At 65.8% G+C, this 23,149-nt stretch carries 17 protein-coding genes; 10 read left to right on the top strand and 7 right to left on the bottom strand.

The genetic code is table 11. The annotated features are described in order from the left end of the window. The first annotated feature begins 18 nt into the window (after nt 1-18). The 3 genes from AC5RUP_RS13650 to pth all read left to right on the top strand — a co-directional run bounded on the left by AC5RUP_RS13650 (nt 19) and on the right by pth (nt 2,538). The gene (locus AC5RUP_RS13650) at nt 19-1,038 is read left to right on the top strand and encodes a M28 family peptidase (protein WP_494153217.1); all 1,020 of its coding nucleotides are present in this window, start codon (nt 19-21) and stop codon (nt 1,036-1,038) included. A gap of 188 nt (nt 1,039-1,226) precedes the next feature. Beyond that, entirely contained in the window at nt 1,227-1,829 is a 603-nt protein-coding gene (locus AC5RUP_RS13645; RefSeq protein WP_494068162.1) for a 50S ribosomal protein L25/general stress protein Ctc, read from the top strand. 115 nt (nt 1,830-1,944) lie between these two features. Next, complete coding sequence (gene pth / locus AC5RUP_RS13640; RefSeq protein ID WP_494153218.1) at nt 1,945-2,538, top strand: aminoacyl-tRNA hydrolase; 594 nt, start codon at nt 1,945-1,947, stop codon at nt 2,536-2,538. 708 nt (nt 2,539-3,246) lie between these two features. On the opposite strand, the gene AC5RUP_RS13635 is transcribed toward pth, so the two are convergent. Beyond that, nucleotides 3,247-3,873 carry a glycosyltransferase gene (locus AC5RUP_RS13635; RefSeq protein ID WP_494153219.1) on the bottom strand — a complete coding sequence of 209 codons (627 nt, stop codon included), beginning with the start codon at nt 3,871-3,873 and terminating at the stop codon, nt 3,247-3,249. Beyond that, on the bottom strand, nt 3,870-4,319 hold the full coding sequence (gene pssD, locus AC5RUP_RS13630) for a PssD/Cps14F family polysaccharide biosynthesis glycosyltransferase (protein ID WP_494001403.1): 450 nt from the start codon (nt 4,317-4,319) through the stop codon (nt 3,870-3,872). Before pssD ends, AC5RUP_RS13635 begins: the two co-directional genes overlap by 4 nt. A gap of 481 nt (nt 4,320-4,800) precedes the next feature. On the opposite strand from pssD, the gene AC5RUP_RS13625 reads away from it, so the two are divergent. The 7 genes from AC5RUP_RS13625 (at nt 4,801) to cysN (ending at nt 16,062) form a co-directional block, all read left to right on the top strand. Beyond that, the gene (locus AC5RUP_RS13625; protein WP_494153220.1) at nt 4,801-7,497 is read left to right on the top strand and encodes a helix-turn-helix transcriptional regulator; all 2,697 of its coding nucleotides are present in this window, start codon (nt 4,801-4,803) and stop codon (nt 7,495-7,497) included. Nucleotides 7,498-7,523: 26 nt separating this feature from the next. Next, a complete protein-coding gene (locus AC5RUP_RS13620) occupies nt 7,524-10,127 on the top strand; it encodes a helix-turn-helix transcriptional regulator (RefSeq protein WP_494153221.1) in 2,604 nt (867 codons plus the stop codon). Nucleotides 10,128-10,489: 362 nt separating this feature from the next. Next, the gene (locus tag AC5RUP_RS13615) at nt 10,490-11,275 is read left to right on the top strand and encodes a NeuD/PglB/VioB family sugar acetyltransferase (protein WP_494153222.1); all 786 of its coding nucleotides are present in this window, start codon (nt 10,490-10,492) and stop codon (nt 11,273-11,275) included. Between the two features lie 126 nt (nt 11,276-11,401). After that, nucleotides 11,402-12,964 carry a sugar transferase gene (locus AC5RUP_RS13610; RefSeq protein ID WP_494153223.1) on the top strand — a complete coding sequence of 521 codons (1,563 nt, stop codon included), beginning with the start codon at nt 11,402-11,404 and terminating at the stop codon, nt 12,962-12,964. Between the two features lie 72 nt (nt 12,965-13,036). Then, a complete protein-coding gene (locus AC5RUP_RS13605) occupies nt 13,037-13,846 on the top strand; it encodes a 3'(2'),5'-bisphosphate nucleotidase CysQ (protein WP_494153224.1) in 810 nt (269 codons plus the stop codon). Between the two features lie 45 nt (nt 13,847-13,891). Further along, entirely contained in the window at nt 13,892-14,812 is a 921-nt protein-coding gene (gene cysD / locus AC5RUP_RS13600; RefSeq protein ID WP_494153225.1) for a sulfate adenylyltransferase subunit CysD, read from the top strand. Continuing rightward, nucleotides 14,812-16,062, top strand: coding sequence for a sulfate adenylyltransferase subunit CysN (cysN, locus tag AC5RUP_RS13595; RefSeq protein WP_494153226.1), 1,251 nt, complete (start codon nt 14,812-14,814; stop codon nt 16,060-16,062). The genes cysD and cysN overlap by 1 nt, the downstream gene beginning before the upstream one ends. A gap of 109 nt (nt 16,063-16,171) precedes the next feature. Here the strand turns inward: cysN and cysC are convergent, their stop codons facing one another. The 5 genes from cysC to AC5RUP_RS13570 all read right to left on the bottom strand — a co-directional run bounded on the left by cysC (nt 16,172) and on the right by AC5RUP_RS13570 (nt 22,988). Next, entirely contained in the window at nt 16,172-17,320 is a 1,149-nt protein-coding gene (cysC, locus tag AC5RUP_RS13590) for an adenylyl-sulfate kinase (protein WP_494158653.1), read from the bottom strand. Nucleotides 17,321-17,478: 158 nt separating this feature from the next. Next, nucleotides 17,479-18,441 carry a sulfite exporter TauE/SafE family protein gene (locus AC5RUP_RS13585; RefSeq protein WP_494153228.1) on the bottom strand — a complete coding sequence of 321 codons (963 nt, stop codon included), beginning with the start codon at nt 18,439-18,441 and terminating at the stop codon, nt 17,479-17,481. A 155-nt stretch (nt 18,442-18,596) separates the two neighbouring features. After that, nucleotides 18,597-19,622: a glycoside hydrolase family 26 protein gene (locus AC5RUP_RS13580; protein WP_494153229.1), complete on the bottom strand. Its 1,026-nt coding sequence runs from the start codon at nt 19,620-19,622 to the stop codon at nt 18,597-18,599. A 26-nt stretch (nt 19,623-19,648) separates the two neighbouring features. Next, entirely contained in the window at nt 19,649-21,313 is a 1,665-nt protein-coding gene (locus AC5RUP_RS13575; RefSeq protein WP_494158652.1) for a lipopolysaccharide biosynthesis protein, read from the bottom strand. A 16-nt stretch (nt 21,314-21,329) separates the two neighbouring features. Further along, nucleotides 21,330-22,988, bottom strand: coding sequence for a GumC domain-containing protein (locus tag AC5RUP_RS13570; RefSeq protein ID WP_494153117.1), 1,659 nt, complete (start codon nt 22,986-22,988; stop codon nt 21,330-21,332). Between the last annotated feature and the right edge of the window lie 161 nt (nt 22,989-23,149).

The raw sequence follows: 23,149 nt of genomic DNA, 5'->3' as shown, positions 1-23,149 counted from the left end.
TGCACACATGAGGACGACATGAAACTGCACTGGCCCCGGCGCCGGAGATCCCTTGTCGTCGTCGCGGCGCTCGGGCTGGTTGTTCTCCTCGCCGCGCTTGTCCTGGCCTCTGTGCGGGCGGAGCAATCCGGGCCGCAGGCGCAGGCTTCCACGGTGTACGAGCACTTGGAAGAGTTTCAAGCAATTGCCGATGACCACGGCGACCGAGCCATCGGCAGCGACGGATATGAGGCCGCGGCTCAGTACGTAGAACGGCAACTCGAGAGTGCAGGTTATCAAAGCACGCGCCAGTACTTTACGTTCGAAACCCGTGGCGAAAGCTACGAGTCGTTCAACATCATTGCCGAGACGGCTGGCGGCAGGGCCGACAACGTGATCATGCTTGGCGCCCACCTCGACGGGGTGCGGAACAGTCCGGCAATCAATGACAACGCCTCCGGTGCGGCAGCTCTTTTGGAGGCCGCGCAAGAACTCAGTCAACGGGGTGAACCCAACAATAAAGTGCGCTTCGCGTGGTGGGGGGCGGAAGAATTTCCGGAGGCGTTCGGTTCCAAGCATTACGTCGAGGACTTGGCGGAGCACGACAGCGGTGAGCTCGACCACATCGCCGCCTATCTGAACATCGACATGGTGGCTTCACCCAACTACGTCATCGCCGTCTACGACCCTCGGGAATCCGATGACGACTCCTGGTGGGACGTACCCGACGGTTCGGTGGAGATCATGGAGTTCTTCACAAATTACTTCGACTCCCAAGCCCAACCCTGGGTGCCCACGGGATGGGACTTCTATTCCGATCAAGTGGCGTTCATCGAGGAAGATATTCCTGTGGGCGGTCTCTTCACCGGCAGCAACGAAAAGAAGTCGGTCCGGGAGTCTATTCTCTTCGGCGGCGCTGCACGGCAACCACGCGATCCGAACTACCACAAGCCGGGCGATGACATCAGCAACGTCGACCTGGAGGCGTTAAGCATCATGACCGACGCGATCATACATGCCGCCACCAGCCTGGCTGAAGACAGCAGCGCCCTGGAGTAACTGGCTGCAGGATTCGGGCCGGCGGCCTTACCCTGATAAACTTCTGGCATTGCCTAGGCGAGGGAGGACCGGAACCGGTCCTCCGTTATCGACGGTGGCTAGCAGCTTCGTTTCTCTGCACTGGTATCGGTGCGGCGGGTCGGTCTCTAGGCACCCGCCTCAAAACCACCCAGCACAAGGAGAACATCATGTCCGATCAGAAGCTTGCAGCTGAAGTCCGCAGCGAATTCGGCAAGGGCGCGGCCCGCCGGGCCCGCCGCAACGCCCAGATCCCCGCCGTCATCTACGGCCACGGGGCCGAGCCGCTTCACGTGCTGCTCCCGCAGAAGGCCACCACGCTGGCGCTGCGTACCTCCAACGCGCTGCTGACCCTGGACGTTGACGGGAACGAGCACCTGGCCCTGGCCAAGGACATCCAGCGCGATCCCATCGCCCAGATCATCGAGCACGTTGACCTGCTCACCGTCCGCAAGGGCGAGAAGGTCCACGTCGACGTCAACATCCATGTTGAGGGCGAAGTCGCCCCGGGCGCTATCTTGGACCTGGAAGAGTTCACCGTTCTGGTCGAGGCCGATGCGACCGCTCTGCCGGAGGCGCTGACCATCAACGTTGAAGGCCGCGAGGTTGGCGAGCACGTTCACGCCACCGACATTCAGCTGCCCGCCGGCGTCAGCCTGCTGATCCCCGAGGACACCGTGATCGCCGCTGTTTCCGCTCCGACCGTGGCCGAGCCTGAAACCGCTGAAGAGGGCGCAGCCGCCGAGCCCGCTGCCGAAACTCCGGCCGAGTAACGACGACGCCTTCAAAGCCCCCGGCGATGCCTTCGCGCATTCGCCGGGGGCTTTGGTCTATCCCTAGGATGATCTTGAATCCTTTGCATCTACCGTCCGAGGAGCACCCGTCTACGTGAGCACCGACACCTGGCTGATCATCGGTTTAGGCAACCCGGGCCCCGGCTACAGCGGCAATCGGCACAACGTCGGCCAAATGGCCCTCGACGAGCTGGCCGGCCGGGTCGGCGGTTCGTTTAGGTCACACAAGGCGCACGCACAGGTCTTGGAAGGGCGTCTGGGAATTGGCGGGCCCAGGGTCGTGCTCGCCAAGCCACTGACGTTCATGAATCTGTCCGGGGGGCCGACGTCGGCGCTGTGCCGGTTCTTTTCGATTGAACCGGACCACGTGGTCGCCTTGCACGACGAGATCGACATCCCCTTCAATACGATCAAACTCAAGATCGGCGGGGGAGAGGGCGGGCACAACGGCCTCCGCGACATGTCCAAGGCGTTGGCGACCAAGGACTACTACCGGGTCCGCATAGGCGTTGGCCGCCCGCCCGGCCGAATGGACACGGCGGACTATGTGCTGCGTGATTTCTCAGGTGCGGAGAAGAAAGACCTGCCCTTCCTCCTGGACGATGCAGCAGACGCCGTCGAACTGCTCTTGGTAGACGGGCTCCTGGCCGCGCAGCAAAAGTTCCACGCCAATGCCAAGCAGGGGTGAGTGTCAGGAGACCGCTGGGGTATCCCGCAATTCATAGGCGCAGCAACCTGGCCTAAGAACGAGTGGCGACTACTCGTGTCAGCTCACCCTCGCCTCTTTACGCTGGGAAAGTGGTGCTGCGCCGCCAAGGCGGTGCCGCCATACCGTGCGCATGGGGCTCAAGTCCCGTGCGCATCCAGCGGACCGGCGGGGTTGGTGAAAGCCAGAGGAACCGCGCAGGCGGAACCTTCCCCCCAGGCCCCGTCGGTCCTTGCTGGATAACCAAGACAAGCGGGCTCGAAAGAGAGACGGTCAGATGCGGGAGCAACAGGGATCGCCGTAGCGGACGTCAGCTGCGCCGCCGTCGAGCACAGTCTGCGATGGTGGGCAGGGCCCCCCGCGGGCGTCACGCAACCGTCGACTGGCATGTCGGCGCCAACCGTGCATAAAATCGTTTCAGCCTGAGTGGCTCCCTGAGCGGGGCCGACGATGGGCGGCCTCCGAGACTGGGCCACCCCCATCCCATCGTCGGCCCCTTTTTCATGGCCATTCCGATGCAGGCGTGCCGCTGGCAAACATCGGCGCGGGCAAACCTCGGGTTGCGCTGCGTCGGGGGCATTTAACGCAGCGCAACCCTTTGGTCGGGGATTCTGCCCGCCTGCGCAGGGCGGGCTCGTCCCCGTCTAGTGGGACTACGGCAGTTCCGGCTCGATCCGGACTGCCGCAGGCCTAGTTTTGGACGACGCGGGGAGTTTTCGCCCCCGCGTGTGGGTGAACCTCCTTCTGCCGCAGCGCCAGAAGCTGCCGGATACGGCGAAGGGCAATGGGCCCTGTGGGTGTCTTCTCCAGCCGTTCGACTGCCGCGCTGAGTCGTTCGGCAGCCTCGGCTGCCAAAGAAACGCGCGGCGTTGTACGAACAGACGAGGGGTCGAGCAGCGCCTTCTCGAGTTCGGCGGCCAATGACCGCTGGTCCTGCGCGAGGATCGCGTCGCCGTGCTGAGCCATCGTCTCGGTAAACGCGATCTGGTGCCCGTCGACGACCTCCCGCAGTTCCGGCCGCCGGGGCACCGCGATCGGCAAGTGGCCGGCTTCACGGGCGTCCAGGATGGACCCTGGCCCGCCCTGGACGACGACGACGGTGGCAGTTCGATACAGTGCCAGCAAGTCCTCGCGCGGCATCCTGGTGACCCCGTCGGCGTGGCGGGGCGCACGGCTGGCTCCGTGCTGCACCAGGCACGACGGCGGATCGGGAACACCGGCCAGCCACTCGTCGATCCAGTCGACCAAGCGGTCGAACGTGTGATGGTCCGTTCCCAAAGAGACCACGATCTGCGGAGCGGGGTGCGCGCCGTTCACAGGACCGGTCCAATGTTCACGGCTTCGGGATAGAAGCGCCGCTGTTCTTCCCACTGAATGCAGAAGAGCTCGGATAACGGGTAGCAGAGGCGGCCGCTCAGGGTCGGCATGGTAATCCGGTCGAAGCACTCTATGTACACCGTGTGGATGCCGAGCAGGCGGGCGACCAGGAAGAACGGGACACTCACGCCGGCGCCAACGGAAACTACCACGTCGGGGCGCTCCCGGCGGAGCGTCGGCCAGGCCAGCAGCAGGTTTCTGATGGCATTGCGGACATTCCGGGTGGTGGGATAAAAGCACCAGGTGACGTTTTCGTTGTGCAAAGCAGCCTCGACCTCGGGCCGCTGGAACGTCACCCAACTGCGGGCGTGCTGGCTCCACCACTTATCCAACGGCAGCAGCTGGGCCAAATGCCCGCCCGCCGATGTCACGAACATGATTTTCATGCGCGATCCTCCCCCTACCGGGATGCGCCCCAAGGCACCCCGGATCACCGACCTCTGCGGTGATGAAGCGAGCCTATTGACCGGTGGCGGCGGATACACGAGTGGTGCTTACCGGGATCCAGGAGCTGCGCCGGCCGGGGCCGTTTCCGCTACCGGGTTTGCCGGTCAATGGGTCCGGGAAAACACGTTGCTTCCCCGGAGCAGGGCGGCAAGACACTCATCTTTACGGTGACTGCTACGGGCATTACCTGACCACGGCGCATCATTGCTACCTGCAGGTTGCACAAACGGAGGCGCTCCCTCCGTAGACGCCGCATGAAATCGGCTTTAGACTGTGGACCACACCGGCTGGGGATCGGGCCTTGCGGACCTTGGGGGAACGCGGCTTGGGCCGGTGCGAAGGCATGGCCGGTAGTAACGTACCGCCGTGCCTGAGCGACTTTGGGGGGAGACGCTGATGACTGCTGTAGTTAATGGGCCGATGAGTGGCCCGCTTACCGACTCTATCTCGCAGGGGCGCCGCCGCCTTGCAGAGGACATCTTCGCGGCACTGAAACCCGGACACCAGGGAGTGCTGCTGATCGGTGCTGCCGGCATGGGGAAATCCACCATCGCCCAGCAAGTGCTGAAAATGTTCGGCCCGGAGACGCACCTCGAATTTGTCCGGGGGAGCCACGCCTCGTCGCGCACCCGTTATGCCCCGTTGGGAATCCTGCTCGGGGGCGTGGGCGAAGACGGACTGGAGCACCCGGCGCTCGTGCTCGAGGGAATCGCCGCCACGCTGCTGAACCGTGCCAAGGGCAAACGGATTGTCCTGTTTGTGGACAACGCTGAGAACCTGGACGCATTCACTTCAGCTGCCCTGGCCCAATTGGCACGCGCCGGAGTCGTCACCCTTTTGGTGGCCAGCCAGGGCGTCGCCGCCGGCGACGGCGCCTTCATGCAGCTGTGGATCGATGGAGATCTCCGCCGATTCGACGTTGCGCCGCTGGATCCGGCAGACAGTGAGGCGCTGCTGACCGAGATTCTCGGAGGCAACATATCTTCCGTTGCTGCACGCTCGTTGTGGCGGAACACCGGTGGAAATCCCCGCTATCTGCGGGTCTTGGCCCAAGACCAGGTGGCAGCACGGACTTTGGTTGAGCAGGACGGGACATGGGTGCTGGCGCAGCCGCTCGTGTTCACCGGCGACATTGCAGACGTGATACGACCGCGGCTGCAACAACTGCCTCCCGGGCACCGCCGGCTGGTCGAGCAACTGGCATTGGCAGGCGGCATCACGCTCTCGGCTCTGCAGCGGTTGGCCGATCCGCTGGCTCTCGAACACCTGGAGGCCCGCGGTGTCATTACGGTCGACCTGGGCGTCGACCCGCTGGTGCGGGTGGGCGGACATTTCCTGGGCGGAGTCGTCAAGAGCACGCTCACCCCCGGCCGGACGCGTGAACTGTGGGATGAGGTGGCGCACGTCCTGCACCCGGGGGAAGCGCCGGAGCGCTACCTGCCGGATCTCGGCCTCTGGGCGTTGGCAGGAGGCGCCGCGCTGAGTCCGGCAGAGACCCTGCGGGCTGCTGCTGCCGCCAACGACGAACTGGAGCCGGGGCGCGCCCTGCAGTTGGTCAGGGCGCTGGGCCGGCAACAGCGCGGCGCGGCCGGCCTCCGGGAAGAAGTCCGGGCCCTGCTCCTGCTGGGAAAACCGGGCCAGGCCGCTGCCCTGCTCGCATCCTCCGGTCCGCAGGACCGCAAGGAACCCGCGGCCGCCCTGGCCGCGCTGGCCGGCGAACGCCTCGCCGTTTCGCGGGCCACGGGCGGAACCGTAGACGACGGATTGGAGGATCTGAAGCGCCTGCGCGAAAGGCTCAGCGCGGAAGTGCGCACGTTGGCGGTGGCCGACGACGGCGGCCAGGCACTCGGTGCTGCCGCCCGGACGAAGGACATACTGGAAACCGCGTTCGATGAATCCTTGCTGATCGAAGCAGAGCAGGCCGCTTTCGACGGCCGCTACGGCCGAGTCCACGAGCTAATCCAGCTGCTGCGCGACGACTGGGATAAGCCTCCGCAGATCAGGCTCCGCGCCGGAGCCCTTCTCTGCGAAGCCTTGGCGGTCATGGGCCGGCAAACGGATGCCCTCAGCCTGGGAAACATGCTGATGGCAGAGCTGGCGGATCAGCGCTTGCCCAAGGGGCTGCGCAACTTCGTGGGGACCCGGGTTTTCGCGTCGCTCATCGTGGCAGGCCAGCTTGATGCGTGCCTGGACTATTGCCAAACCGCCGCGGCGCAGGAGGGGGCGTCCCTGTACGGCGACGGGAGCGAGCTCGCCTTGGGGCTCGTCCACGCCCGCGCCGGCCGGGCCGAAAAGGCACTTGCTGCCCTGTTGCCGGCCATCAGCCAGCTGAAGGTCGCCGGTAACAGCGGCGGCGCCGGCCTTGCCAACGCCGCGGCCGCCTACGCCTACTCGCTGCTGGCGGACGAGAACAATACCCGGCGCCACCTGGCCGCTGCCGCTGCTTCACCGGCAGGTTCACGCCGGCTGGCGCGGCGCGCCACCGAATACTTCAGCATCCTTGCGTCCCAGCGGCTGCGGCGGGGGGACGACGCAGCAGCGGTGCTGGATCAGACCGGAGCCGAGGAACTGGCCGCCGGAAATTCTGCCGCGGCCATGATTTTCCATGCGGCAGCCGCGCGGGTCGGCGGCAGATCCTATGCACGGAAGCTACAGACATCAGCCGCCGCCTGTGACGGCGAAGCCGCACGGCTCTGCAGTGAGTACAGCGAGGGCCTGATGTCCCAGAACCCCGAGATACTGCTTAAGGCGGCCGATGCCGCGGCCGCCCTGGGCGACATCCTTTTCAGCTACGACGCTGCGCGAGCCGCCCAAAGCGCCGCGGTCACCGGAGGCGACCGCGCGGCGGCCCGCAAGGCACGCGCCATGGAAAACGCGGGATACCGCATGCTCCGGGACAGCAGCACCATCGTTGCGATGCTGGCGTCCCTGAGTCCCTTCGAGCTGACCTTGGCGCAGTTGGCCGCCGAAGGCAGCAGCAGCGCGGCACTGGGCCGAAGGCTGCACTTGTCGCCGCGGACCGTTGACTGGCACTTGGGCAAGATGTTTGCCAGGCTTCATATCTCCGGCCGCGCCGACTTACGCGACTTGCTGGGAGCGGCGGGTTCGGCGTCATGATTGATGCAGGTCAAGGACGCCGGCTAGTGGGGCGGGACGCCGATGTCATGGCTGCCGCCGAGAACATCCGCAGTGGCAACGGGACCTGGATCGTTGCTGAATCCGGACTCGGCAAGAGCGCCCTTGCGACCGCCGTACTGCAGGAATTGGCGGACGACGTACGGCCGTTTCGCGTCCACGCCAGCCGGACCTTTTCCGCGGTCCCGTACGGCGCCTTGGCGCCGCTGCTCACAAACTTGACCGCGCAACAACTGGGCTCGCATTTTTCCACCATGCGCACGCTGACGGAGCGGCTGCAGGCTGACACAACCGGCTTGCAGCCAGCCCTGCTGGTGGTCGACGATGCCCACGACCTGGACGCGGGAAGCGCGGAAATTCTCGGCCAGCTAGTCGCCTCGATGCAGGTCAAAGCGCTGCTGCTCAGTCGACCGAGCCTGGCCGAACCGCCCACGGTCCTGGGAGAGGCGGTCGAGGGGCTGCTGCACCGCCGGTCGTTGGAGCCGCTCAGCGAGAGGCAAGTGCACCAACTGTGCAACCAGGTCCTGGGCGGGGAAACCGCGGCCAGTGCCAGTGCCATCCTTGCCCGGGCGAGCGGCGGTAACCCGCTCTTCCTGCTAAGCCTGCTGGATCAGGCCCGGCAGGCTGGGCGCTTGGTACAGACCCGCGGCATTTGGCTCGTGCGCGATGTGCTCCCGGAGGCGGACGTCCACCTCTCGGAGCTGATCGAACGGGAGCTGCGCGAATTGAGCGCCGACGAGCGCGAAGTATTGGATTTCGTGGCTCTGCTCGGGGCCGTCCCCCTGACCATAATGTTCGAATGCGGGAACGTGCAGGCCATCGACCGGCTGATGGAAAACGGACTCATCGAGATCTCGCCGCCGCCCGAACCTCGGGTTTGGTTGCGCAACCCGGTTCACGCCCGGGCACTGCCGGCTTTGGTTCCGGTGTTCCGAAGGCTGCGGCTGTACCGGAAGATGGAGGCGGTCCTACAGGACCGCGGGTCGGGCGAGATGCTGTTCCGGCGTGCAAAGTGGGCGCTCGACAGTGGTGTACAGCTGCCCGATGATGAGCTGGTGCAGGCGGCAATAACCTCCAACAACGCGGGCGAAACAGAGCTTGCCGTACGGTCGGCCGGCGCCGTGCTGACAGTTGAGTTCCGCTGGGCGGCACAGCTGCAGCGGGCCAGGGCGATGTGCCCTTCCGATCCCACGTCCGGGCCCCTCATCGAGGAGTTGGTTGCCGCGGCCGGTAATGCGGAGCAGGCCCGGGAGGCAGCACTGCTGGCAGCACAAGGGCCGCATCCCCTCCACCAGTGGGCGCACCGCAGCCTCAAGGCCTGGTCGGACGGGGCAAAGGGTGCGCCAACCCGCTCCGATTCAGCGCCTGGTATGGAGCAGGCCGGGATGCTTGACCGGAGCCTCCGGCTGCTCGAGTTGCGCGGTCTGATGGCCGACGGCGGATATACGGCCGCGAGCGGCCCCCTGGCGGCGCTCGTTGCGGAGGCGTCCACCGCCCAGGATCTGGAGTGCCAGGTGGTGGCCGGCGCGCTGTTGGCACAGGTCTATACGGTCACCGGACGAGCGGAGAGCGCGGTAGGGGAAACGACCAAAGCGCTCCAGTCGCTCCAGTTGCATGAGCCGCGGGTAGCAAGCCGGGAATTTGTCGTTGCCCGGCACATCACTGCGCTGTTGACGGCGGGGCGCTGGGACGACGCCGCGGAAGCAGTAGCTAAATTTCGGGTTACAAGGCCGAACGGGCTGGTCCATTACGGCGGAACGGTCGACCTGGTGGCCGCGATCATCCGCGGACGCCGGGGCGACTATGCCGACGCTTACCGCACGCTGGCCGGGGCTGCGGGGGAACTGGAACACCACGACCCGTTGTTCCTGCGCCCGGTGGCGCTCGCCGTCGGCGGGTATCTCGCGATGTTGAACGGGCAGGATGAGCAGGCCGGGCGGTACTTGTCCGATTACGCGATGGCGGAGAACGGCAGCGCTACTCCTTCCGGCCTTTTCAGCGCCGGAATGGCTGCTGCCGCCCGGTTGCTGCAGTTTCCCGGCACCAAGGCGCTGTCCGAACTGCAATCCCTGGCAGAGAGTGCGGGGAATCAGGGGTGGAGTTCCCTCGAACTCGCCTTGAGGTTCCTGGCCATTCAGCTGGGCGACATGGGCAGGATCGGCCAAATCGGCACGTTGGCCGCTTCCATTGAGGGGAGTGAAGCCGAGTTGGCAGCCCTTTACTGCGAGGCGGCGGACGCAGGCGGACTGGAGCAAATGGTGCACACGGCCGAGGAGGTGCATTCATCAGGGCTGGTCTCCCTTGGGCTCCACACCTTGTCCGAGGCGCTGCGGATTGCCAAGGCGGAACGCAACCGGCCCGCCCAAAGGCGCATCAACGCACTGCTGGCGCAGTGGCAGGAGGCGGCACCCGTCGCCCGGGAGGTCCCGCCCTCTACGTCGCTGACACGACGGGAACGAGACATCGCGGCATTGGTCATCGCGGGCAAACGCAATGCGGAGATCGCGGAAGCGCTCTCGCTGTCGGTACGCACCGTCGAAGGCCACATCTACCGAATGTTCGAGAAGCTGGGCATCAACCGCCGGGAGCAACTGGGGCGCGAACACCTGTAGCCGCAGCCCGAGGGGACGACCACTGCCAGAGACAAGTACGCCGCCGGTAGTGGTCGTTCCATGTGCAGGTATCCGGCGTCCCGATACCGGCAAAGGCCCCCTCTTCGCGCCCACTGCCGCTCCCTGCGCCGCAGAATTGGAGGCAGAAACGTGAGTAGCGCCGCAGAGAATCCGGTAGCCGATACGCGCACGCCCTCAGGTGAGCTTCCGTAGGCTTCTGAGGGTACGGAAACACCGGCCCTGCAAGGGCGCCGGGAGTCCGCGGATTGTCGGGGGGGCGTTACCCGTACAGGTATAAAGGACGGCTGCGGCATCCGCTGCCGGACAAGAGTGGGAAGTGCATTTCTGGGGGGAGATGTGCCATGGGGGATTCTGCGACTCGTGTGCTGCTGGTGGCTGCCGGAGGACTGGCCCGGGAAGTCCTGTCTTTGATGCGCTCTGCAGGTGGTTGGGACGTCGTCGGCATGATCGACGAGGACCCGGGCCTCCACGGTCGTTACCTGGACGGTGTGCAAGTCATCGGACCTGCCGAAGCGGTGCGCCGGTATCCGGATTGCCGGCTCCTGGTATGCCACGAATCACCGACCATCCGCCAGCGATTGGTGGACCGGCTGGCGGAGTGTGGAGCCGGCTCGGAACGTTACGCCACCTTCATAGGCCTCCAAGCACCTCTTGCGGCCGGCGTACGGGTAGGCGCAGGCACCCTTGTTCTGGCGGAAAGCGTTGTGGCCGCGGGAGTGACCCTTGGAGAGCACGTCGTCGTGATGCCGCGGGTGTCGCTGGCGCACGATGTCGTAGTGTCGGCATTTGCCACCGTGGGGGCGGGGGCCGCCCTGGCCGGCCAGGTGGAAGTTGGACGCGGTGCTTGGCTAGAGATGCGTTGTAGTGTCGCCTCCGGTGTTGCCATCGGCCGGGGTGCCACGGTGGGCATGGGGTCGGCGGTTTTGGACGACGTGCCGCACGAAGAATGCTGGGCGGGAGTGCCCGCACGCCCGATAGCGGGCTCCGGAAACCGGCGGGCCCCACGGGAACTCTCGTATGGCGGGGGACCGCAGGATGCCACGTCCGGCCGAAGCGCGCAGGGAAGCGTCCGCCGCTCGGCTTTCGAACGACTGGCTGCGGCGGCAGCTCTGCAGAGGGCGTTATGAGAGCGGCAAAAACATCGGTTCTTTCCGAGGTCGCCGGCACGCCGACTCTGGCCGCCGCCGCTCCTTTCCGTACCGGTCCACGACAAACACGCCGGACTTTCCGGCTGGTGAAGGGAAACGCTAGCCATGCATGATGCCCAGGTGTCCGCGGACGGCTACCTGCAACGCACGGTCGCCCCACTCGTGGGTGTCGCCGCGGAAACGTTCGGGTTCGAGACACCGGTCACGCCCAAACTCGCCATCCCCACGCTCCCGAAGCCGGTTCTGCCACGCCTCGGCATCCGCGATGGCACGTCCAAGCCGTGGGCCCGTCGCTACCAGGCCAAACTGCTGGCAACGGACACGGCCATCATCCTGCTGTCGGTGGGGATGGCCCTGCTGCTCGCCGGTGAGCAGGTGACCAGGGGGGGTGCGGCCCTGGCCCTGGCCACCGGTGCAGTCATTGCGTGTGCCCTTGCAGTGGGCAAGACCCGGGACCTGCGGGTGATCGGTGTCGGAGCCAGCGAATACAAAAAGGTGATCAGGGCAAGCTCCGGTGCCTTCGGCATGCTCGCAGTCGTGCTCCTGGCCCTGCAAGCCGACGAGTTGGCCCCACTATTCGTGACGGGGGTACCCGTGGGCGTCGTCGCGCTGCTGGCGGGACGCTGGGGCTGGCGGCGGTGGCTGACGAGGCAGCGGGAGAACGGGCACTATCTCTCGAAGGTCGTCGTCTTGGGTGCCTACGACGACGTGGTGTACGTCATCGACCAGATCGCGAAGAAATCCGGCGCCGTGTATCAGGTGGTGGGGGCAGCGCTGGACGGCGTTCCGGCCGACGGCAACGCCCTCGCGGCTCGGCAAGTCCCCGTAGTGGCCGGCCTGGACGACGTCGAACGAGCCGTGGGAATCCTGGGCGCAGACGCGGTCATCGTGGCCGGGCAGGTGGGGCAGCGCAGCGGCTACCTGCGGGAACTGGGCTGGCGGCTGGAGGAGAGCGCCACCGAACTGGTGGTCGCGCTGTCGCTGACCAACGTCGCAGGCCCCCGGATCCAGATGCGTCCGGTGGAGGGCCTGCCGCTGATGCATGTCGAGATGCCACAGTTCTCCGGGTACCGGTACCTGCTCAAGCGGATCGTCGACGTCGTGGTTTCCGCCACCGCGCTTGTTATCCTGCTCCCGCTCTTCGCGGTGCTCGCCGGCCTGATTCGCTGGGACACGCCCGGCAGTGTCATCTTCAAGCAACGCCGGGTGTGCCGCAGCGGACAGACGTTTGAGATGCTCAAGTTCCGGTCCATGACCGTTGACGCCGAAGCGCAACTTGAAAGCCTGAAGGCATTGAACGAAGGCAGCGGGCCGCTGTTCAAGCTCCGCTCCGACCCTCGTGTCACCAGGGTCGGTGCCTGGATGCGCAAGTACTCGCTGGATGAACTCCCGCAATTCCTCAATGTCCTGCGGGGCGAAATGTCCTTGGTCGGCCCCCGGCCGCCGCTGCCATCGGAGGTGGCGGGCTACGAGGGACATGTCGGCCGCCGACTCTACATCAAGCCCGGGCTGACGGGGCTCTGGCAGATCAACGGCCGGTCCGACTTGAGCTGGGACGAAAGCGTCAGGCTCGACCTCTACTACGTGGAGAACTGGTCCCTGACCGGGGACCTCATGATCATGTGGCGCACGTTGAAGGTGATGGTGAATCCAACCGGGGCGTATTGAGGGCCCGCTGTCCATGCGATGAGCGCTCGCTGCAAGCAGGAAAAAGCGGACCAAACGGTGAAGGGGGAAACGATGGGGGCGGAGATACAAGCGGTCAACCGCTTGGATTTGGGACGGTATGTCCCGGATACCGCGCTGGCGCCGGAGCTGGCGGGCAGGGCCGGGACCATGCTGCGGCAACTGCAATGGGACGCCGCGGCCCGGGGGTGGACAGCCGAGCGGCTGAAAACAGAAGGTGATGCCCGCTCGCATGATCTGCTGGCCGCAGCGCTTCGGCGGTCCCGGCCGGAGGACATGGTGCTCTCGGAAGAAGGCGAGGACGATCCGGCGCGCTTGGGGGCTGAGCGGGTCTGGATTATCGATCCGCTGGACGGCACCCGCGAATTCTCCGAAGGACGCCGGGACTGGGCGGTCCACGTGGCCTTGTGGTGCAGGGGAAGCCTGCGCGCGGGGGCCGTCGCGCTGCCGGGACTTTCCATGACCCTGGATACTTCGGACCCTGCAGTCCGGTTGAAACCGTCCCGCTTCCCGCCGGCTCGCCGGTTGCGGATCGCAGTATCGCGGACCAGGCCTCCCGCTGTCATTGGCCGGCTGGTGGAGGAAACGGGCGCGGCAGTGTTGCCGATGGGCTCTGCGGGCTACAAGATCGCCGCTGTTATCCGCGGCGAGGCGGACGCATACCTGCACAGCGGCGGTCAATATGAATGGGATTCGGCGGCACCTGTAGCCGTGGCCCGTAGCCGGGGCCTGCATGCCAGCAGACTGGACGGCTCGCCGCTGCTCTACAACCAGCCGGGTGCGTTCCTGCCCGATCTGCTGGTCTGCCGGCAGGAACTGGCGGGCGACCTGTTGCAGCGGCTCAGCCTAGTGTCCCGGACCTAGCCCGCGGCGTACCGGCTGCCACGAACAAAAAGGGGGAAGAAAGAAATGAACGATTCGACTGTTAAACCGCACTATATGGTGAGCCACCTCAAGCTCCTCGAGTCGGAGGCCATCTACATCATCCGTGAAGTCGCGGCCGAACTCGAAAAACCGGCGCTTATGTTCTCCGGCGGCAAGGATTCGATCGTCATGCTGCATCTCGCGGCGAGGGCTTTCGCGCCGGCGCCGATACCGTTCCCGGTAGTGCACATCGATACCGGCCATAATTTCGACGAGGTCTTGCAGTTCCGCGACTCCTTGGTTGCCGAACTCGGCGTGAACCTGGTGGTGGGCTCGGTGCAGGATGCCATCGACCGGGGGCTGGTGCAGGAGGAGCCCAACGGGTCCCGCAACCGCATCCAGACAGCGGTCCTGCTGGAGACTGCCGAAAAATACGGCTTCAACGCACTCATGGGCGGGGCGCGCCGTGACGAGGAAAAAGCCAGGGCCAAGGAACGGGTTTTTTCGTTCCGTGACGAATTCGGCCAGTGGGATCCCAAGAACCAGCGTCCGGAATTGTGGGGCCTGTATAACCCCCGAATCCACCTAGGCGAGAGCATCCGCGTGTTCCCCATTTCGAACTGGACGGAACTCGACATCTGGAGCTACATCGCGCACGAGCAGATCACGGTCCCGCCGATCTACTACGCACATGAGCGGGAAGTTTTCGAACGCAACGGGATGCTCTTCGGGGTGCATCGCTTCTGTCAGCCGCGAGGCAACGAGCGGACCTTCAAGGAGACGGTGCGCTACCGCACCGTCGGCGACGCCACCCTCACCGCCGCTGTCCGCTCCACCGCAACGACGGCTGCGGACGTGATCTCCGAGGTGGCGGCGACCCGCATCACCGAGCGCGGCGCCACCCGTGGGGACGACCAGGTAAGCGAAGCGGCCATGGAAGACCGCAAGAAGGAAGGGTATTTCTGATGGATCTGTTGCGCTTTGCCACTGCGGGTTCGGTAGACGACGGCAAGAGCACCCTGATCGGACGCCTGCTCTACGACTCGAAATCCATTTTCAGTGACCAGATGGAAGCCATCGAACGCACCAGCCGGGAACGGGGCGACGAGTACACAGACCTGGCATTGCTGACCGATGGGCTGCGCGCCGAACGGGAACAAGGGATAACGATCGACGTTGCCTACCGGTATTTCGCGACGCCGAAGCGCAAGTTCATCATTGCCGACACCCCGGGTCATTTGCAGTACACCCGCAACATGGTGACCGGCGCCTCCACGGCGGACGTCGCGATCGTCCTGGTGGACGCCCGAAAGGGGTTGGTCGAACAAAGCCGGCGCCACGCCTTCCTCGTGTCGCTGCTGCAGGTGCCGCACCTGGTGCTGGCCGTCAACAAGATGGACCTGGTGGACTGGTCGCAGGAAGTGTTTGAGCAGATCCGCGAGGAGTTCACCGGATTTGCCAGCAAGCTGGAAATCACCGACCTCTCGATCATCCCGGTATCCGCGCTGCAGGGCGACAACGTTGTCTCACGGTCGCAGAACATGCCGTGGTTTGAGGGGCCGTCGCTGCTGCACCATCTTGAGAACCTGCACATCGCGAGTGACCGCAATCTCGTGGACGTGCGCTTTCCGGTGCAGTACGTGATCCGGCCACACCAGAACCGCCACCACGACTATCGCGGCTATGCCGGCCAGGTCTCCGGTGGCGTCATGAGGGTCGGCGACGACGTGATCGTCTTGCCCAGCGGCCTGCCCTCGCGTATTTCCGCCATCGATACGCCGGACGGGCCGGTGGACGAGGCCTTCGCTCCCATGTCGGTTACCGTGCGGCTCGAAGACGACTTGGACATCTCCCGCGGCGACATGATCTGCCGGCCAAACAACAAGCCTGCCGTGGCGCAGGACATCGAGGCGATGGTGTGCTGGATGAGTGACAAGCCGCTGCAGCGGGGGCAGAAGCTTGCCGTCAAACACACCACCCGCAGTGCGCGGGCCTTGGTCAAGGACCTGCAGTACGGGCTGGACATTAACAGCCTGCATCGCCGGCCCGACCCCGACTCGCTCAGCCTCAACGAAATCGGCCGGATCAGGATGCGGACCACATCGCCGTTGCTCGCGGACGAGTACAGGAGGAACAGGCAGACCGGCGGTTTCATCCTGATCGACGAGGCCACCAATGCGACGGTCGGTGCCGGGATGATCGTTGCCACGGCCTGATACCGGCGCCTGCACCAGCAGCCCTGTCCGTGGACTCCAGCCACGGGCAGGGTTGCAGGCATCGTGGCCTGAACTCGAAGCCCTGTCGAAGGCCGGCGGGGGGGGGGCGCTAGCCGTTGGAGGCAGTAGCCGGCATCTTCCCGGATACGACCAGGTTGAGGAGCTCCGTGACCGTCTCCTCGACGTCGACCCGGGAGGTGTCTACCGCGTAATCGGCGTCTTGCGGCGTCTCGTAGGGTGAACTGATGCCGGTGAAATCGGGAATGAGGCCGGCCCGCGCCTTCGCGTACAGCCCCTTCCTGTCGCGGGCCTCACAGATCTGAAGGGGGGTCGAGACGTGCACCAAAAGGTAACCGCCTGCCTCCCGGGCCATGGCCGCAACCTCCCGGCGTGTAGCTTCGAAGGGCGCAATCGGGGCGCAGACCGCTATGCCCCCGGCCCGTGAAATCTGTGCCGCCACCCAACCGATCCGGCGGACGTTCAGCTCACGATCGGCAGGCGAGAAGCCCAGTCCCGCCGACAACATCCGGCGCATTTCGTCACCGTCCAGCAGGATGGCTTCGCGTTCATCTACACTTTGCAGACGTTCGGCGAACCGGCGGGCCAAGGTCGACTTGCCGGAGCCGGAGAGCCCCGTGAACAACACCACCAGGCCCTCCCGCCGCGCTGCAGCCGCAGGGGCGGCGAGCCGCGCGGGTGAGGTGCCGGGCACAGCATCCGCAGCAAAATCAAGGACAGCCGCGGCGCCGAGCCGTCCCAGCGCATGGCTCCGCAGCAGGGAATGGTCCTCTGCATCCGGTATGACCAGCAAACGCACCACGGCGCCGGAAACTTCCTGGGCACACGCGTCCAGGCCGTCCAGCAGGTTCCTCAGTCTCCCTGTGGCGGAGGCGGAGCTGCTGACCACGGCTGTCAGTAACAGGCGGCAATCGGCCTCATATGCGGCGGCCACCGCCTTGGCGATCTGTCCCGGCTCCGGCAATACGCCGAACGCTGCAACCAGGGAGGGGCCGTCCGCCCCCGACAGGGGAGCGGTCAAGCGGAGTCTCCGCGCCGGCGGGTGCTCTGCCGGCTGTAACGGCTTCAGTGTTCCGCTCACATAGAGGACACCGTTGCCGCCCGGGCACGCCGCCTCCGCATCCGGCTGTCCGTGGCTGACGCATTCAACAACAGTGAGCCGGGCAAGCGGCGTACCTTCCGGATCAGACAGGAGAAGGGCGCCTTGGGCGGCGGCTTGCCGGGCGATATTGGACGGCACGGGCAATGTGAACTCGTGGGGCCAGCCGTCCGGTTTGTTGCCCGGCCGGCAGTAGCCGTCCGCCGGCGCATACAAGCCGCCCGTGAGCAGCTCGAGCTCGTCAAGCCTGGCGCCGGACAGCGCGAAAACCGGTTCATGCAGGGATGCGGACCAGTCTCTCACTGCGCCACCTCCGGCGCCGGCTGGCCGGCGGCCGCGCGGGCGCGTTCGTGTTTCTCGGTCCAGGCCAGGGCAGGGAAGCCCCGTCGCCGGCGGATGTGCATCCAGGTCAGCGGTGCCACCAGCAAGACGGCGACCAGGATGAATCCCGTGGTGGTGTTGTCTACGCCGAGCATCTTCAGCGAGGAGGCCAGGAGGACGAAGGCCAGGGCCCGCCTGACGAAACCCCCGCTGAGCCGGGACGACATCTGGGCCCCGACCCAGACGCCCGGGATACCGCCCAGAATGAGAGGCAGGGCAATTCCCAGGTCCAGCGAACCGAACAGCATATGACCGACGGCAGCGGCCACGACCAGCGGTACGGCTTGCACCAAATCCGTGCCCACCAGCTGGGAAGCCTTGAGCCCCGGATAGATCATCATGAGACCGATGATGATGATCGAACCGGACCCGACGGACGTCAGGCCGACAATCATGCCGCCAACGACGCCGAGCAGCACCGTCGGCAGGATGCGTGCGGCTACTTCCGGTTTATCCAGCGGCAGCTTCGCGCCCTGCCCGTCGCGTGATTTGGCTCGTTCGACCAACCGGATGTAGGCACGGACGACCAACAGCACGGCGGTGAGCATCAGGGCGCAGCCCAAGGCGAGCTTGATTCCGTCTTGGACCCGGGCGTCGTCGCCGAGCGCCTTGAGTATCAGGACCCCGCAGAAAGCCGAAGGAACTGCTCCGATAGCCAGCCACTTAACCAGCTGCAGGTTGACGGTCTTCCGGCGCAGGTGGACCGCCGATCCGACCGGCTTCATGACTGCGCTGGCCAGGAGATCACTGGAGACGGCCGTCAGCGGCGGAACATTGAAGAAGAGCACCAGCATCGGTGTCATCAAAGCGCCGCCGCCCATGCCGGTCAGCCCGACGACTATGCCGATGCCGAACGCGGCGAAGCCGATAGTAACGTCCATGAAACGATATTCTCGCAGCCCTGCCGCCGGGGAAATAGAGTATTTTCCCGTGCCGCTACTGGAGTAGCTACCCCAATTCCCGCGGCAGGAAAATGGGCCTGAATATCACACGCGTCCCATTGTTATTCACCCCGCAAGCCCGCGCCGCTGACGATTCAATCGTGCGCCAGACGGCACGCAGAAGGAGAATTCAGGACGTCTTCGCCGACGAATTCGCGAAAAGCGGCCAAATCGTCCGGATGTGAGTCGATGGATGTGTCTCCCACCGCGAAATGGTCTTCCTGTGTGGGGCCGGAATAGTTCCAGTAAATCAACGCGCGCAGCTTCGGCAATTCAGCCAGGTCATCGGCTGCGCTCCGGAAGAAGTCGGCCTTGGCGCCGGCCGGTGGCAGGTCGGCGGCAACACCCCACTCGGCGAGCATCTGTGGCTTGTCCGGGTAATGCTCGGCCGCCCAGTCATAGAAACCGGGCCAGGCCCCGCCACTTGAGCGGTTGACGAGCCCCGCCAGGTCGGTGGTGCCGGATTCGGCATAGGCGTAGGGATCCTGCGCAATCCAGTCGACCACGTCGTCGCCGGGGTACAGGTCGCCGAACCAGTCTTTCAGGGCCCACTTTTCGGCACCGGTGTAGTTCATCACCGTCACCACGTTGTCCGCGCCGTTGGTACGCAGTGTCGACACGACATGGCGGAAGAACCGACGGAAATCATCGGCAGTCTGGCCGGAAACCGGGTCCCTGTCCACCTCGTCTTCCATCTCCGCATTCAGCGACAGGAAAAACGGCTGATCCGAATGCGCGGCCAAGCGGCGGGCCAACCGGACAAGGTAATGATCGGCGTCGCCGTCGGCAACCTCGCGCCACGTGAGCCCGTCTGGTTTCCAGTTGTAAAAAAGTATCCTGTTTCGACCAGGTTCGCTGCTGCGTGCGAGCTCGATCTCGTCGGGAAACAACTTCTCCTGGCCTCGTTTGTAATAGCGCACCAGGTCCACATTCCGTCCGGCCGCTGCTTCAAAATCCGTCAGGGCGGCATCCCAGTCCTGGCCCGGCAGGGGGTTGGGGGCCACACCGAGCAGGATGTTGCAGGCCGGCTGCGCCCGCCGATCCATCTGCGGAAAGTGCAGCGAGCAGGAGGCGAGGGACACCACGGCAGCAACGGATGCGACCAACACACGTCGTCTCATCTGCAATCCTCCTCCGGCGTGGGCATTCACAACGGATGAGTGGCAGCCTCCGCCGGGCTGACCGGGCTGACCGGGCTGACCGGGCCGCTCCGGCCGCCCGCGGGAGTGCCGGCCGGTCCGGCAGGGGCCTCCGGAACTTCCCGCAGCCGCGTCCCGTTCAGCAGGGACGCCCGGCGCCGCCAGACCGCCGCCGCATAAAGCACCGCGGCTGCCGCCAGCACCGCCACCTGGGCCGCCGTCGGCCAGACCAGCAGATGTGCGGCCAGCCACGGGGCCGCACCGAAGACCAGCAGCAGGAAGGCAGCCATCACCACGACCTCCCGCGAGGTCGGCACCAGGTGCAGCGTCCGGTGCACCTGGATCAGGCACAGCACATTCTTGAGCACGATCGCCGAGGCCCACGCTGCCGCCGCACCGAAGATTCCAAGCACCGGGACCAGCAACAGGCAGAGCACCACATCGGCAGCCAGCGCGAGCGAGATGTTGATCAGCGACAGGCTGCTCCGGCCGGCCATCAACAGCAACACGTCCAGCGGACCCATGGCCGCGCCGATGAGCATGGCGCAGGCCAGCACTTGCAGGCTTCCGGCCGCGACGGCGAAGGACGAACCGAACAACAGCTCCAGGAGCCATTCGGCATACGCGATGATCAAGAGGTACACCGGCCAGGTCAACATCACCGCCCACAGGGTCATCTTCCGTGCCACCATCTTGGCCTGGTCCAGTTGTCCGCGCGCCAGGAGCCGCGCCAGCTGCGGTTCACTGACCTGTTGCATCGCGCTGGTGGCCATCTGGCCCATGACCAAAAATCGCGTCACCGCGGTGTACAGTGCGGCGGCGGATGGACCGGCGAGCACCGTTACCAGCGCGATGTCCGCACGCTGCAGCCCGACCTGCGCCAGCCGGGCCAGGCCGCGGGGGACGGTAAACTTCCAAAACGCGGCGCGTGCTGCGTTGGCCTCGACGGGGTGGTCGACGACGGCCGTTCCCGACGGGGCGCCGGTCAGCAAGCCCGGCGTCACCCGCAGGATCCGCAGCAGCCCGGCCGCCGCCAGAACCAGGCCCAGCAGGTAGGGTGCCGTCCACGCCAGGGCCAGCCCCACGGCGTCGGCACCTGAGACGCCTGCCAGCAGGACGCAGGCAAGCTGCAGGCAGGGGCGCAGCAGGCGCTCGACGACGATCGTCGGCCGCATGTGCGCCAGTCCCCGTGAGACGGCCAACAGGAGCTCGTACGTTGCGCCGATAGGCAGCGCGGCCGCGAACACCACAATCACGTTCTGTATCGCCGGCGCGCCACCGAGCAACTGTCCGAGTGGGCCGGCCAGCAACATGCCGGCGGCCATCACGACCAGGCTGGCGGCCAGCGCGGCCAGCAGGCCCTCCACAACCAGCCGCCGGTTGTGCCTGCTCTCGTCGCGGGCGTTGTTCCACGCGATGAACCGGATGAGCCCCTGGTCCACGCCGAGCTGGCACAATGCCAAGGCAATCAGGAACAGCGACGTCACGGCGAACAGGGAACCGGCGGTCTCCAGGTCCCAGAGCCGGGAGATCAGGACGATGAGCACAAAGTTCGTCCCGGCAGAGACCCCGCTGCCCAGGATGTTCACGCTGCCGGAGCGTGCTATCCGGCGGACTGCAGCCTGGCCGTCGTCGTCATCCTGCCGGACGGGCCCGTTTCCCTTGGCGAACACGGATGACGCCACCGGGTCAGCTGCGGGAGAGCGGCCGGGACCGCTCACCGGTCTCGGTTGTGCCTGGTTCGTCGGACATGCTCCCATCGGCGTCGGATCCGCCGACCGCTACCGGTTCGGGGCCGGCAGCTTCCTGGCGCTGAAGCGAGGGCTGGGGCGGCGTGGCTTTGCGTCGCCGGGAACTCCGGCGGAGGAGCACCGACCCAAGCATTGCGGCACCACCGTTGCCCAGCAGTTCGCGGGCAGCCGCAGCTTCCATGGCCGTGGACCGGCCCAGTGCCGCGATCAACACCGCCTCACGGCAAGCGCGCATCAGCGAGCCGCCGGTGGCCGAGTCGACCGCCGGTCCAACAACGAGCACCAAATCCGAGGCGTCCTGCAGCGTGGCCAGCACCGTGGCCAGGGCACGGTGCTGGACCAGAGCCGACAGGCGCTGCGGCTCCCGCCCCGTTTCCAGCACAGACACGTGCTCGGAGACCTGCACCAGCAGCGTCCGGGCCTCGGTGGGCGGAAGTTGGCCATTCAGGAGCTCGCTCAGGCCATTTCTTGCCGAGCCGCCACCGTGGGCGGAAGCGGCCCGCTTGCCATCGATCAGTGCCGTGCCGTCCGCCATCACGACCACGGTGCGGAGACCGGCCTCCTCGAACGCCTGCGCCAGCCCTTCGGAGACCTGCCGCGCCGCCGTTCCTTCCGTGAGACCGGCCAGCAGAACAGTGTTGTTCGGCAGGAACGTCACCCGCTGCAACGCGTTGCTCAGCCGGCGATAGTCGTCCAGGGCGGCCTCCGCATTACCCTCTGCCGCGAGGGGTTCCACCGTGCCGAGCACCGGGCCTATTCCTGCGGCAACCAGATCCGGTCCGTCAAGAATCCGCTGATGAAGGTGCTCGCGCCACATAGCGAGCCCGATGCCCGTTGCCACGGCCAGGAGGACTATCCCCCCGGCAATCAGCAGCGGGTCCACGCCGTCAGGCACGGTGGGAAGGCTGGCCGGGTCGATAATGTCTCCGGGGTCCAAGGATCCCGCCTGCGCGTCCGAAGCCTCGAGCCTTATCTCCGCCAGTTGGTTGGCGTACAGGGAGACCTGCTGCTCGAGATCCAGGACGGCTGCTTGGTCTGGTTTTTCTGCGGTCCGCGCGGTGTTCAGGGCGGCGGAGGCCTGGTTTAGCAGTTGCGTCGCAGACGCGATCTGCTCGTCGTGCATCGCCGACCGGGCCTCCAGCACGTCAGCGGCCCGCTCGCTGCGGTACTGCAGGTAGGCCTCGGCCAACGCCCCGGCCACGGTCCGGGCCTGAGCCGGTGAGTCGGCGGTGTAGGTGATGTGCACTACCTGTGAATTGGACGGCACCTCCGTGGCGATGAGCTGCCCGGCGTCGTCGCCGAGCGCGTCGCCGACCGATTCCCTGGCGAGTTCAACCACGGCCTGCGTGTGGACCAACCCGGCCTCGGTGGTCAACGCGGCCAGCTGCTCGTTTCGCGTGGGCGGCGTCGCCGGCGAGAACGGGTTGCCCGCCAGCGGTTCCAGGAAGACAACGCTGGTCGATGAATATTTGGGCACGCTGCCCGCGACATATGCCCCGGCGCCAAGCAGCCCCAGCAGCACCACAGCCAGCAGCAACAGCCAATGCCGGCGCATGGAACGGCCAAAGAATGCTGGGCGCGCCGATGAATCGTCCATGATCAAACCCCCAACTTTTGCCGACAGGCTTTCGCCTCCGGCATCCCCAAAGTTTTCCCCACAAAGCGCCCGCCACCTGCCCCCAAGCGATGCGTGTGGCCCAGTCTTGCACACAACCACAGAGTGCGGAATAGCCCGCGGCGGCAAAAATTAACGCTTTC

The organism is Arthrobacter sp. Y3223151, assembly GCF_059091125.1.
This window is presented reverse-complemented; position numbering and strand designations above follow the sequence as displayed.

Coding starts and splice junctions, on each gene's coding strand:
- cysN (WP_494153226.1), top strand. CDS start 14,812: ATGGATCTGTTGCGCTTTGCCACTGCGGGTTCGGTAGACGACGGCAAG.
- AC5RUP_RS13585 (WP_494153228.1), bottom strand. CDS start 18,441: ATGGACGTTACTATCGGCTTCGCCGCGTTCGGCATCGGCATAGTCGTC.
- pssD (WP_494001403.1), bottom strand. CDS start 4,319: ATGAAAATCATGTTCGTGACATCGGCGGGCGGGCATTTGGCCCAGCTG.
- AC5RUP_RS13605 (WP_494153224.1), top strand. CDS start 13,037: ATGGGGGCGGAGATACAAGCGGTCAACCGCTTGGATTTGGGACGGTAT.
- AC5RUP_RS13570 (WP_494153117.1), bottom strand. CDS start 22,988: ATGGACGATTCATCGGCGCGCCCAGCATTCTTTGGCCGTTCCATGCGC.
- AC5RUP_RS13580 (WP_494153229.1), bottom strand. CDS start 19,622: ATGAGACGACGTGTGTTGGTCGCATCCGTTGCTGCCGTGGTGTCCCTC.
- AC5RUP_RS13625 (WP_494153220.1), top strand. CDS start 4,801: ATGAGTGGCCCGCTTACCGACTCTATCTCGCAGGGGCGCCGCCGCCTT.
- cysD (WP_494153225.1), top strand. CDS start 13,892: ATGAACGATTCGACTGTTAAACCGCACTATATGGTGAGCCACCTCAAG.
- AC5RUP_RS13615 (WP_494153222.1), top strand. CDS start 10,490: ATGGGGGATTCTGCGACTCGTGTGCTGCTGGTGGCTGCCGGAGGACTG.
- AC5RUP_RS13610 (WP_494153223.1), top strand. CDS start 11,402: ATGCATGATGCCCAGGTGTCCGCGGACGGCTACCTGCAACGCACGGTC.
- AC5RUP_RS13650 (WP_494153217.1), top strand. CDS start 19: ATGAAACTGCACTGGCCCCGGCGCCGGAGATCCCTTGTCGTCGTCGCG.
- AC5RUP_RS13645 (WP_494068162.1), top strand. CDS start 1,227: ATGTCCGATCAGAAGCTTGCAGCTGAAGTCCGCAGCGAATTCGGCAAG.